13 protein-coding genes are annotated in these 12040 nt (G+C 69.5%); 5 read left to right on the forward strand and 8 right to left on the reverse strand.

Annotation, left to right across the window (positions count from 1 at the left end; genetic code table 11):
• Together CRP50_RS22675 and CRP50_RS22680 are read right to left on the reverse strand one after the other, a co-directional pair.
• On the reverse strand, window positions 1-277 hold a 277-nt coding region (locus tag CRP50_RS22675; RefSeq protein WP_141415231.1), incomplete at its 3' end, for an IS5 family transposase.
• A gap of 73 nt (window positions 278-350) precedes the next feature.
• Complete coding sequence (locus CRP50_RS22680; RefSeq protein ID WP_245913643.1) at window positions 351-935, reverse strand: NUDIX domain-containing protein; 585 nt, start codon at window positions 933-935, stop codon at window positions 351-353.
• A gap of 146 nt (window positions 936-1081) precedes the next feature.
• On the opposite strand from CRP50_RS22680, the gene pepN reads away from it, so the two are divergent.
• Both pepN and CRP50_RS22690 read left to right on the forward strand, forming a co-directional pair.
• Window positions 1082-3712, forward strand: a complete 2631-nt coding sequence (gene pepN / locus CRP50_RS22685) for an aminopeptidase N (protein ID WP_097281489.1) — start codon at window positions 1082-1084, stop codon at window positions 3710-3712.
• Between the two features lie 7 nt (window positions 3713-3719).
• Window positions 3720-5516, forward strand: a complete 1797-nt coding sequence (locus tag CRP50_RS22690; protein ID WP_097281490.1) for an ABC transporter transmembrane domain-containing protein — start codon at window positions 3720-3722, stop codon at window positions 5514-5516.
• On the opposite strand, the gene CRP50_RS22695 is transcribed toward CRP50_RS22690, so the two are convergent.
• From CRP50_RS22695 to CRP50_RS22705, 3 genes are all read right to left on the reverse strand, one after another.
• Window positions 5498-5857, reverse strand: a complete 360-nt coding sequence (locus CRP50_RS22695) for a Spx/MgsR family RNA polymerase-binding regulatory protein (RefSeq protein ID WP_245913645.1) — start codon at window positions 5855-5857, stop codon at window positions 5498-5500. The two genes, CRP50_RS22690 and CRP50_RS22695, sit on opposite strands and share 19 nt — an antisense overlap.
• A gap of 113 nt (window positions 5858-5970) precedes the next feature.
• Entirely contained in the window at window positions 5971-6252 is a 282-nt protein-coding gene (locus CRP50_RS22700) for a hypothetical protein (RefSeq protein ID WP_097281492.1), read from the reverse strand.
• A gap of 82 nt (window positions 6253-6334) precedes the next feature.
• Window positions 6335-6973, reverse strand: a complete 639-nt coding sequence (locus CRP50_RS22705; protein ID WP_097281493.1) for a LysE family translocator — start codon at window positions 6971-6973, stop codon at window positions 6335-6337.
• Between the two features lie 250 nt (window positions 6974-7223).
• Between CRP50_RS22705 and CRP50_RS22710 the strand changes: the two genes are divergently transcribed.
• The 3 genes from CRP50_RS22710 (at window position 7224) to CRP50_RS22720 (ending at window position 9607) form a co-directional block, all read left to right on the forward strand.
• Window positions 7224-8390, forward strand: coding sequence for a cupin domain-containing protein (locus tag CRP50_RS22710; protein ID WP_097281494.1), 1167 nt, complete (start codon window positions 7224-7226; stop codon window positions 8388-8390).
• Window positions 8383-9306, forward strand: coding sequence for an SAM-dependent methyltransferase (locus CRP50_RS22715; RefSeq protein ID WP_245913650.1), 924 nt, complete (start codon window positions 8383-8385; stop codon window positions 9304-9306). The genes CRP50_RS22710 and CRP50_RS22715 overlap by 8 nt, the downstream gene beginning before the upstream one ends.
• A 106-nt stretch (window positions 9307-9412) precedes the next feature.
• On the forward strand, window positions 9413-9607 hold the full coding sequence (locus tag CRP50_RS22720) for a hypothetical protein (protein WP_097281496.1): 195 nt from the start codon (window positions 9413-9415) through the stop codon (window positions 9605-9607).
• Between the two features lie 34 nt (window positions 9608-9641).
• Here CRP50_RS22720 and CRP50_RS22725 read toward each other — a convergent pair whose 3' ends face one another.
• The 3 genes from CRP50_RS22725 to thpD all read right to left on the reverse strand — a co-directional run bounded on the left by CRP50_RS22725 (window position 9642) and on the right by thpD (window position 11970).
• The gene (locus tag CRP50_RS22725; protein ID WP_097281497.1) at window positions 9642-10451 is read right to left on the reverse strand and encodes a depolymerase; all 810 of its coding nucleotides are present in this window, start codon (window positions 10449-10451) and stop codon (window positions 9642-9644) included.
• A 3-nt stretch (window positions 10452-10454) separates the two neighbouring features.
• Window positions 10455-10751: a hypothetical protein gene (locus tag CRP50_RS22730; protein WP_097281498.1), complete on the reverse strand. Its 297-nt coding sequence runs from the start codon at window positions 10749-10751 to the stop codon at window positions 10455-10457.
• 319 nt (window positions 10752-11070) lie between these two features.
• The gene (gene thpD, locus CRP50_RS22735; RefSeq protein ID WP_097281499.1) at window positions 11071-11970 is read right to left on the reverse strand and encodes an ectoine hydroxylase; all 900 of its coding nucleotides are present in this window, start codon (window positions 11968-11970) and stop codon (window positions 11071-11073) included.
• Between the last annotated feature and the right edge of the window lie 70 nt (window positions 11971-12040).

Below are 12040 nucleotides of genomic sequence, written 5' to 3' on the forward strand. Positions count from 1 at the left end.
TCATCACGATGTCGCCATCGTAAGCCTTTGATACCGCCTCAAGAAGACGGTCCCAGACCCCGGCTTTCCGCCACCGGACAAAGCGGTTGTAGCAGGTTGTAGAAGGGCCGTAGCGCTCCGGGATCTCGGCCCATGGCGAGCCCGTCCGAAACCGCCAGAGAATGCCATTCAGCACGCGGCGATCATCGACGCGGGGAACCCCACGCGGCTTGTTGGGCAACAACGGCGACAGGATTTCCCATTCGCGGTCAGTGAGTTCATAGCGGCGGCGCGTCATTCAAGGCTCCCTGGTTCGGGAACCTTGAATCACGACGGCCGCATAACGCCAAGGAAATTTATGAGTTTACGGCCTAGGCGATCCGCACCCCCGCCGGCAGGTGTCCGCGCAGGCTCAGCAGTTCCAGCCGTTGCAGCGCCGCCACCGCCATGGCGTCGGTGATCTCGCCGGCGGCGACCATGCGGAAGGCCTCGCTCAGCGGCACGCGGCGTACCATCAGGTCTTCCGTCTCCTCGGGCGCCGCCTCGCCTTCCGTCAGGCCCCAGCACAGGAAGATGATGGCCTGTTCGTCGGACAGGGAGTTGGAGAGGTCGAGGCGGATGAGTTCCTGCCAGTGCTCGGCCGCGAGCCCGGTTTCCTCGGCCAGTTCGCGGCGTGCCTCGTCGATGGGCGGTTCGCTCTTGCGCCCGCCGCCCTCGGGGATTTCCCACGAGTAGCGGTCGAGCGGATAGCGCCACTGGCCGACCAGCCACGTATGCCCCGCGTCGTCCACCGGCACCACGCCGATGGCGAGCCCCTTGGGCCGCACCACCCCGTAGATGCCGGGCGTGCCGGCGGGTGTGAGCACGGCGTCCTCGATCACGGTCATCCACGGGTTGTCGTAGACGACGCGGCCCTCGCGGCGGGTCCACGGGTTGCGGTGAACAGGATCGGTCAACGGCTCTTCCCTCGGGGGTGACGGTCGGGGCATGCTCCACTGCCGCTTGCAACGGCACAAGGGTTTTTGCCGTTGCGCCCTTTCCGCCGGGTGCCGCCCATCCCCACATGGGTGGAACGCCAGGACAGCCAGAACCGGAGGATTCCGTGAAGACCGAAGAGCGCCGCGTCATTCGCCTCAGCGAGTATGCCCCCTACCCGTTCCGCGTCGACTCGCTGGCGCTCGCCTTCGACCTGGACCCGGCCAAGACCCGCGTACAGGCGACGCTACGCCTCACCCGCACCGGCACGGCCGCCGACCTGGAGTTGGACGGCGAGGACATGACGCTGGTCTCGGTGGCGCTCGACGGCGAGACGCTGCCGGCCGACCGCTACACCGCCGGCGACGGCAAGCTGGTGGTACGCGGCGTGCCCGACGCCTTCACGCTGGATGTGGTGACCGAGTTCGCCCCGGCCGAGAACACCAAGCTCGAAGGCCTCTACGTCTCCGACGGCATGTTCTGCACCCAGTGCGAGGCGCAAGGCTTCCGCCGCATCACCTACTTCCCCGACCGGCCGGACGTGATGACGCGCTACACCGTCACCCTGCGCGCCGACAAGGCGGCCTATCCGGTGCTGCTGTCCAACGGCAACCGCATCGAGCAGGGCGACCTGGACGGCGGCCGGCACTTCGCCGTGTGGGAAGACCCGTTCAACAAGCCGTCGTACCTGTTCGCCCTGGTGGCCGGCGACCTGGAGCGCGTGCAGGACGGCTTCCGCACCCGCTCCGGCCGCGACATCGAGCTGAACATCTGGGTCGAGCACGGCAACGGCCCGCGCTGCACCTTCGCCATGGAGAGCCTGAAGAAGGCCATGAAATGGGACGAAGACGTCTACGGGCTGGAATACGACCTCGACCTGTTCAACGTGGTCGCCGTCTCCGCCTTCAACATGGGCGCGATGGAGAACAAGAGCCTCAACATCTTCAACGCCAAGGCCATCCTCGCCGACCCCGACACGGCGACCGATGCGGAATACGAATACGTAGAATCGGTGGTCGCCCACGAGTATTTCCACAACTGGACCGGCAACCGCATCACCTGCCGCGACTGGTTCCAGCTGTCGCTGAAGGAGGGCCTGACCGTCTTCCGCGACCAGCAGTTCTCGGCGGACATGCGCTCGGCGCCGGTCGAGCGCATCAACCAGGTGCGATCCCTGCGCGGCCGCCAGTTCCCCGAGGACGGCGGGCCGCTCGCCCACCCGGTGCGCCCCGACAGCTACATCGAGATCAACAACTTCTACACCGCCACCGTCTACGACAAGGGCGCCGAGGTCATCCGCATGATGCACCGGCTGCTCGGGGCGGAGGCCTACCGCAAGGGCATCGACCTCTACGTCGAGCGCCACGACGGCACCGCCGCCACCTGCGACGACTTCGCCGCCGCCATGGCCGATGCGGGCGGGCGTGATCTGAGCCAGTTCAAACTGTGGTATTCCCAGGCCGGCACCCCGCAGCTGCGGGTGACGGAAACCTATGAGGACGGCGTCTACGCCCTCACCATCCGCCAGCACACCGACCCGACGCCCGGGCAGCCGGACAAGCGGCCGCTGCACATCCCGCTGGAGGTCGGCTTCCTCGACCGCACCGGCCAGCCCCTGCCCGTCCGCCTGGAGGGCGAGGACACGGCCGCCGACAGCCGCGTGCTCGAACTGCGCGAGGCGGAGCAGACCTTCCGCTTCACCGGCCTCGCCGAGAAGCCCGTGCCGTCGCTCAACCGCGGCTTCACCGCCCCGGTGCGCCTGGTGGAAACGCCGCACACCGATGCCGACCGCGCGCTCCTGATGGCGCACGATCCCGACACCTTCGCGCGCTGGGAAGCCGGCCAGCAATACGCCGTCGACCTGCTGCTGAAGATGGTCGCCGCCCGCGCCGCCGGCAGCAACGAGGGGCCGGACACCGCCGCCTTCGTGGAAGCCCTCGGCAGCAGCGCCGCCGACGAGAGCCTCGACGCCGCCTTCCGCGCCCAGGTGCTGACCCTGCCGAGCGATGACTTCCTGGCCGAGCAGATGGCGGTCATCGACATCGACGGCATCCACGCCGCCCGGGAGGCCCTGCGGCGCGACATCGCCCGCGCCCACGGCGCCCTGTTCCGCCGCCTGCGCGACACCCACCGCGCCGCCGCCGGCCCCTTCGCCCCGACGGCCGAGGGCGCCGGCCACCGGGCGCTCGCCAATGCCGCCCTGTCCTACCTCGGGCTGGATGCGGCCAACGCCAAGCTGGCGCTGGAGCAGTACCGCGCCGCCGACAACATGACCGACGCCATGGCCGCCCTGCGGGTGCTCAACGACCTCGACGTGCCGGAACGGGCGGAGGCGCTGGACCACTTCCACGACCGCTTCAAGGGCGACCCGCTGGTGCTCGACAAGTGGTTCTCGCTGCAGGCCATGTCGCAGCGCCCCGACACCCTGGCGCGCCTGAAGGACCTCATGGGCCACCCTGCCTTTTCCATGCGCAATCCCAACCGGGTGCGGGCGCTCATCGGTGTGTTCGCCAACGCCAACCCGGTGCGCTTCCATGCCGAGGACGGCGCCGGCTACGCCTTCCTGGTCGACCGGGTGCTGGAGCTGAACAGCCTCAACCCGCAGATCGGCGCCCGCCTGCTGCAACCCATGGGCCGCTGGCGGCGCATGGAGGCGGCCCGCAAGGCGCTGATGACGCGCGAGTTGGACCGCGTGCTGGCGACGCCGGACCTCGCGCCCGACGTCTACGAGATCGCCAGCAAAGCGCGGGCGGAGTAACGACCCCTTGGCACGCGCGCCCACCCCTGCCCTGCCCGACCGGCCGACGACGCGGGACCTCAAGGTCCTGCGCCGCACGGCGGTCTTCCTGAAGCCCTACCGCGGCGCCATGATCGGCGCCGCCCTGGCGTTGTGCGTCACGGCGGCGGCGACGCTGTCCATCGGCGTCGGCCTGCAACGGCTCATCGACCGCGGCCTCAGCGCCGGCAATCCGGCCATGCTGGACCGGGCGCTGCTGCTCATGCTCGGCGTCATCGCCATCATCGCCGCCGGCACCTTCGCCCGCTACTACCTCGTGACGTGGCTGGGCGAGCGGGTGGTGGCCGACATCCGCAGCGCCGTGTTCGACCGCGTACTGACGCTCAACCCCGGTTTCTTCGAGGTGACCAAGACCGGCGAGATCCTGTCGCGCCTGACCACCGACACGACGCTGATCCAGACCGTCATCGGCTCGTCGGCCTCGGTGGCGCTGCGCAACCTGCTGACCCTGTCGGGCGGCCTCGTCATGCTGTTCGTCACCAACGTGAAGCTGGCCGGCATGGTGGTGCTGGTGGTGCCGCTGGTGGTGGTGCCCATCGTGGTGTTCGGGCGCAAGGTGCGGCGCCTGTCGCGCGCCAGCCAGGACCGCATCTCCGACGTGTCGTCCTATGCCGAGGAAGTGCTATACGGCATCCGGACCGTGCAGGCCTTCACCCACGAGGCCATCGACCGCCGCCGCTTCGGCGATGCGACGGAAGCCGCCTTCGCCACCGCCGTGCGCCGCACCCGCGCCCGCGCCGCGTTGACGGCCGTCGTCATCCTGCTGGTGTTCGGCGCCATCGGCCTCGTGCTGTGGGCCGGCGGCCACGACGTGCTGCAGGGCGACATCACGCCCGGCGAGCTGACCGCCTTCGTGTTCTACGCCGTCGTCGTCGCCAGCGCGACAGGCGCGGTGTCGGAGGTCATGGGCGACCTGCAACGCGCCGCCGGCGCCACCGAACGCCTGGTGGAACTGCTGGAGACGCGCCCCGACGTGGAAACCCCGGCGCACCCCAAGCCCCTGCCGCAGCCGCCGCAGGGCCGCGTGCAGATGGAGGGGGTCGCCTTCCACTACCCCTCCCGCCCCGACCGCGCCGCCCTGCACGGCTTCGACCTGACCATCGAGCCCGGCGAGCGGGTGGCCCTGGTGGGGCCGTCGGGGGCCGGCAAGTCGACGGTGATGCAGTTGATCCTGCGGTTCTACGACCCGCACGCCGGCCGCATCCTGCTCGACGGCGTCGACCTGCGCGAGATGGCGCCGACCGACCTGCGCAGCCGCCTCGGCCTAGTGCCGCAGGAGCCGATCATCTTCTCGGCCGACGCCATGGAGAACATCCGCTACGGCCGCCCCGACGCCAGCGACGCCGAGGTGCGCGCCGCGGCCGAGGCCGCCCAGGCGCTGGAATTCATCGAGCGCCTGCCGGAGGGCTTCAACACCTTCCTCGGCGAGAAGGGCGTGCGCCTGTCGGGCGGCCAGCGCCAGCGCATCGCCATCGCCCGCGCCCTCTTGCGCGACCCCTGTGTGCTGCTGCTGGACGAGGCGACCAGCGCGCTGGATGCCGAAAGCGAACGGCTGGTGCAGCAGGCGCTGGAGCGGCTCATGGCCGGGCGCACGTCGCTGGTCATCGCCCACCGGCTGGCGACGGTGGTGTCCGCCGACCGCATCGCCGTGGTGGACGACGGGCGGCTGGTGGCGACGGGCACGCACGCCCAGTTGCTGGAGTCGAGCCCGCTCTACGCCCGCCTCGCCGAGCTACAGTTCGGCCGTCAGGAGGCGGCGGCCTGACGCACCGCCGCCTGCTGCTCGGCCTTGAAGCCGACCACCACCGTCTGCCCCAGATCGAACACCGGGCGCTTCAGCAGCGCCGGTTGGCCGAGTGCCAGCGTCACCGCCCGCTCCGCCGTCAGATCCGCCGCCTGCTCCTCAGGCGGCAGGCCGCGCCAGGTGGTGCCGCGGCGGTTGACCAGGACATCGGGGCCGGTGGCGGTCATCCAGCGGCGCAGGTCGGCCTCCGGCAGGCCGTCGGCGCGCAGGTCGTGGAAGCGGTGGGCGATGCCCTGCTCCATGAGCCACTTCAGCGCCTTGCGGCAGGTGTCGCAGGTCTTCAGGCCGTAGACGACGATCACGGGCGGTCCTCCTCCCTGGTGGTTTGTGTTTGGTGAGTGCGCAGACACGACAAGGCCGGGTCCGCCAAAGGGAACCCGGCCTCTGGGTCTGCGGTGGGTGCAGGGTCTACGGCTCAGCCGACCGTGTCAACCATGCGGCCGCGATCGGGATCGGGCGTCACCGGCACCATGCGGCGGGCCTGCTCGGCCTCGGCGGTGGCGGCGGCCTGCTGGGCACCGGCGGCGACCTGCCGGGCGGCGTCGGCGATGGGGCTCATGCCCTTGTCTTCCTGCGCCTGCTGCGGCGACAGGGCCTGCTGCGCCTGCTGGGCGGGCGTCATGGCGGCGGCGGCGGCGGTTGCGGCCGCAGCGGCGACGGCATCCTGGCTCGGGTAGGGATTGGGTGCGACGTACATGGTTCCCTCCAGCGGCGGGCGCGACTCTGCGTGCGATCAGTCTACCACTCTAGTTCGGTGCGCACCACCCGGCTTCAAGGGGCTATATGCGGCGCACCGCCGCCAGCAGGGCGCCGGCGCCGATCAGCATGCCGCCCGACAGGCGGTTGACCAGCCGGCCGAAGCCCGCCCGCTTGAGGATCGGCACCAGGCGGCCGCCGCCGGTGGCATAGGCCATGATCCACAGGAACTCGCAGATCCCGAAGGTGACGGCCAGGATGGTCACCTGCGGCACCAGCGGCTGCGTGGTGTCGATGAACTGCGGGAACAGGGCGACCAGGAACACGATGGCCTTGGGGTTGGAGACGCACACCAGGAAGGCCTGAGTGCCGAGCTTCCACGCCGAGGCCGGGCGCGCGTCCAGCCCGGCCGCTTCCGCCTGCGAAACGTCGACGTGCGGCTCCGCCCGCCACGTCTTCACGCCGATGAACAGCAGGTAGGCGACACCGCACCACTTGACCACCAGGAAGGCCGTTTCCGACGCCGCCAGCAGGGCGCCGAGGCCGGTGACCGAGACGATCTGCAACAGCGTCAGCGCCAGCACCGCGCCGATGCCCGTCGCCACCGCCCGGCGGGCGCCGTAGCGGATGCCGTGGCTGAGCGCCAGCAGCATGTTCGGGCCGGGGGTGCCGGACAGGAAGAAGACGGTGGTGACGAACAGAAGCCATGTCTGCCACGCCATGAGGGTCGCCTCCGATGCAGGGAGATCGCACCATAGTCTGACGGCCGATGCCGCGGAAGAGCCATTTCCCGGGCTCTTCGAACCACCAAGACACCAAGGGGGCCGGGCTCGGTGGCTCCGTCAGCGCCGGCCTCTTTGTGTCTTTGTGTCTTGGTGGTCTTCCTGCCCCCCGCCCTACCCTCTCGACAGGGCGGGCCGCCGGTGGCAAGGTGCCGGCCCAATCCCGTAAAGATCCTGGAGACCCGCCGCCATGACGGCCGATGCGTCCTTCTTCGGCGTGATGCCCGTATCGCGCTTCCTCGCCGAATACTGGCAGAAGAAGCCGCTGTTCATCAAAGGCGCCTTCAAGGATTTCGTCAGCCCCATCGAGCCCGACGAGCTGGCCGGCCTCGCGCTGGAGGAAGACGTCGAAAGCCGCATCGTCGTCGAGAACGGCAAGACGCCGTGGGAATTGCGCCACGGCCCCTTCACCGAAAAGACCTTCAAGGGCCTGCCCAAGGACAAGTGGACCCTGCTGGTGCAGGGCGTCGACCTGTGGGTGCCCGAGGTTTCGGCGCTGGTGGACGACTTCCGCTTCGTGCCCAACTGGCGCATCGACGACATCATGATTTCCTACGCCGCCGACGGCGGCGGGGTCGGGCCGCACTACGACACCTACGACGTCTTCCTGCTGCAGGCCCACGGCCGCCGGCGCTGGGAGATCGGGCAGATGTGCGAGGCCGCCACGCCCATCCTCGACCACCCGTCCTTGCGCATCCTGACCGAGTTCCACACCACCGACGGCTGGGACTGCGAGCCGGGCGACCTGCTCTACCTGCCGCCGCGCCTCGCCCACCTGGGGGTCGCGCAGGGCGACGACTGCATGACCATCTCGGTCGGCTTCCGTGCCCCCGGCGTCGGCGGCATGATCCGCGAGTTCGCCGACACCATCGCCGAGCGGGTGCCCGAGGAAGAGCGCTACGAGGACCCCGACCTGGTGGTGCAGGACAATCCCGGCGAGATCACCCCGGCGGCGGTGGAGCGCATCCGCGCCCTCATCATGAAGCGCCTGGACGACCCCGACAGCCTCGCGGCGTGGTTCGGCAAGCACGTCACCGAGCCCAAGTACGAATACTTCCCCATCCCCGCCGAGACGCCGCTCGGGCCGGAGGGTGTGCGCCGGGCCTTGGCTGACGGCGCCGATCTGCGGCGCAACGAGGGCAGCCGCTTCGCCTTCCAGGAGCGCACCGGCGGCGGCATCCGCCTGTTCGTCGACGGCGAGGGCTTCCTCTGCGCCGGCGCCGCCGCCGACCTCGGCCGCCTGCTGTGCGCTGAAACGTTCATCGAGGGCGACCGCCTGCGCGAGGCCGTGCGCGACGCCCATGCCCTCGGCCTGCTCGCCGAACTGCACGACCGGGGCTCGCTGCACCTTGATTGAGATCGAGGACTATCCCTTCACCGGCTACCTCGCCGCCGACGGTTTCCTCGACCCGCTGCTGGAGGAACTGGGCGATGCGGTCAGCCACGTGCACGGCCGGCTGGTCTTCGCCCCCGGCCCGCCGCGCCCCGCCGCGTGGTCGCAGAACACCTGGCTGGCGCCCCGCCTCGTGCGCTTCGAAAGCAACGGGGATGCGGCGCGGGCGCTGAAGGACATGCAGCGCAACTGGGCGTTCTACGGCGTCGAGCACCACCGTCGCGCCGCCCTGATCCAGGAGAAGCTGCCGCACGTCTCGGCCAAGCCGCTGGTCTTCCCGCAGGCCGCACCGACGGCGCCGCTGGGCTCGTGGACGCTGCTCGACCGCACCACCATGATCGCCTCGGCCGCGTGCTCCAGCCCCTTCCCCAACGGCGAGGTCGCCTTCGTGGAGGATCGCGAGGGGCCGCCGAGCCGCGCCTACCTGAAACTGTGGGAAGCCTTCACCCTCGCCGGCCGCATGCCGGGTCCGGGCGACCGGGTGATCGACCTCGGCTCCTGCCCCGGCGGCTGGACCTGGGTGCTGCAGCGGCTCGGCGCCCATGTGGTGAGCGTCGACAAGGCGCCGCTCGACCCGCGCGTCGCCCGCCTGCCCAACGTGGAGTTCCGCCAGGAAAGCGCCTTCGGCCTGAAGCCGGCCGACGTGGGCGCGGTGGACTGGCTGCTGTCGGACGTCATCTGCTACCCGCAGCGCCTGCTTCGCCTGGCGCAGGAGTGGATCGACAGCGGGCTCGCCCACAACTTCCTGTGCACCATCAAGTTCCAGGGCGAGACCGACCACGCAACCGCCCGCGCCTTCGCCGAGATCCCCGGATCCCGGGTCCTGCACCTGTCCGCCAACAAGCACGAGTTGACGTGGATCCGCCAGTCTGACGGCTGAGGCGTGGAAAATAGCTGCCATACCATACTCATACCGGAAGACAGTTGCCTTCCCTGCACGCAACTATAAGATAGATGCGGGTATTGGGTAGGGGACACCATCGACCATGGACCGGGAAGACAGGGGCGGCGCCGCCGCCTTCGATGCCCGCATGCGTGACCGCGAGACGCGGGCGCTGCAGTTGTGCATCCGCCACCTCATGCAGGACGCCGAGGCACTGGGCCTCGACGCCGTGTGCGTCGCGCTCGAAGCCGCCGCCGCGGCGGTGGAAGAGGCCATGACGGCGAACGGCGGCGCCTGATCGGGCGCCGCCGTCTTCTTCCGGTCCGGCCGCCTCAGCGATTGCTGCGGTTCGCCACGCGCTCGACCATGCCCCAGACGGCGCGCATCTGCACCCCGTTCTTGGTCAGGTAGTCCTGCGTGGTGAAGCCCCACCAGTCCCAGCAGCCCTTGGGATTGGGCATGCCGAGCGGGTTGAAGGCGCTCTTCTCCGACGCCTTGGTCTGCGGGTAGAGGACGATGATGTCGTTGGCCGCGGCGTGTTCGTTGTAGCCGGTGCGCAGCCAGTAGTCGTCGCCGATGAAGTCCTGGTTCTGCTGGCAGCCGTGGAACACCACGTGCAGCTTGCAGGCGGTCGCGCCGGTCTCGCACTGCTCGGGCACGAAGAGGTGGCCGAGGTCGTGCAGGCCGTCGTAGCCGATGGAGTCCTCGGGCACGAATTCGCGCTGGTCGAACTCGATGATGCGGCCCTTGGCGTCGGGATCGCTCTTCAGCGGGCCGTAGATGGTCGCCAGGGTCTTGCCGGCGCCGTCGAGCTTGCAGTCGTTGATGTAGGGCAGTTCGGTCACCGGGCAGTCGTTCTTGTAGTCGCCGGTGATCATGGCGTGGCCGGCGTCGACGCCGAAATCGCCGGTGACCTGTGCCGCCGGGACGAAGGCGCCGTACCACTGCTTCAGGGCCGTCATCACCGCCTGCGGCACGGTGTGGTCGGCCTTGCCGGAGAACAGGTAGACCTTGTCGTCGGCCAACCCGCTCACCGGATCGATCGCGCCGCTGCGGGCGAGATCCTTGGTGCCGGCCACGAGGTCCTTCACCACCGGCGGCCGCAGGTACGAGCCCTTGCCGCTGACCGGCGTCCACGACACCTGCTAGATGTTGACGCAGCTGGTGATGGCCTCAGTCAGAGTCGCCAGTGTCAGACCGCCGCGGGCGCAGCCGTAGGGCCCGCCGGCGAAGATGCCCGCCCCCATGATGTCGGCCGAATGCGCTGTCTGCATCTGCACCGCCATGTAGGCGCCCGAACTGAGGCCGGAGACGGACACCTGGCTCCAGTCCACGGTGAGCCGCGGCAGCGGCGGCGCCTCCGCCGCATGCCCCGCCGGCACCGCAGCCAGCATCGTCGCCGCGGCGCATACGGCCGCGGCCCCCTTGTTGAAGATCGTCATGACACACATCCCCCTGTTGCCGGGAATCCCCCACAGCAACTTGGAGTGTAATGTGGTTGTGCGGTGCGGCAAGGGAAATGTGCGGTTGTGCGGGCGCGGGGGAGACTGGCGCTGCCGGCGTCACGACAAGGTGCTGAGGTAACTGCAGAAATCGTCATGGCCGGGCTCGACCCGTCCATCCACGGCGTCACCAGCGGCGGCCGTGATTGCGGCATCCTCCACGGCCGCCGCCGGGGGAGCCGTGGATGCCCGGATCAAGTCCGGGCATGACACTGTAGGGAAGAGGCCGCGGCGCCCCCCCCTCGTCGCGACGCACCCCCTACCCGCGCGGCAGCGGTGTGAAGTCGCTGCTGCCGAGGAAGTGCGGCCGGCGCTTGGCCGGGCCGAAGGCCTGTTTGGGCGTGTTCTCGACGCTGTTGTAGACCATGAACACGTTCGACCGCGGGTACGGCGTGATGTTGCCGTTGGAGCCGTGGATCACGTTGCATTCGAACAGCAGCACCGATCCGGCCGGGCCGATGGGCTGCTCGATGCCGCAGCGCTGCTCCAGCCATTCCATGCTGCCGTTGGAGGGCACGCCGAATTCCTGGCGGCGCAGCGAGGCCTTGAAGTGGTCGTCGGGGGTGCCGCCAGAGCAGCCGACGTACCATTTGTGTGAGCCCGGCATGACCATCACCGGCCCGTTGACCGGGTTGTTCTCGGTCAGCCAGATGGCGCAGGAGACCATGCGCATGCGCGGCACGCCGTCTTCCACGTGCCAGGTCTCGAAGTCGGAGTGCCAGTAGAACTCCTTCCCCTTGAACCCGGGCTTGTAGTTGATGCGGCTCTGGTGGACGTAGACGTCGCTACCCAGCAGTTGGCGGGCGCGGTCGGCGAGGCGCGGGTCGGCGGCGAGCGCCCGGTACACGTCGCTGGTCTCGTGCACCCGGAAGATGGAGCGCACGATCTCGCTCTCGGGCTCGCGGATCACCTCGTCACCGGCGTCGGTGGCGGCCGCCTTCCACAGGCGGTCCAGCTCCGTCTTGAACGACGCCAGGTCGTCCGCACCGAAGAAGCCGGGATAGAACAGGAAGCCGTCGCGGTCGTAGGCATCCAGTTCGTCCTGGCTGAGCGGGCCGTCCGCCGCCGTGCCGTAAACCACCGGGTCCTTGCGGTCGGTGATGGTGTCTTCGACACCCTGGCGCGACGGGTAGAAGTCCTGCTCCTGGATCGCGTTCATGACTTGTCTCCTCTTATGATTGTCGTTGTCGGGTGATCAGGTCCCTTTCGCGGAGGGGACGGGAAGGCGC

The organism is Caenispirillum bisanense, assembly GCF_900230255.1.
Classification (GTDB): Bacteria; Pseudomonadota; Alphaproteobacteria; order Rhodospirillales; family Rhodospirillaceae; genus Caenispirillum; species Caenispirillum bisanense_A.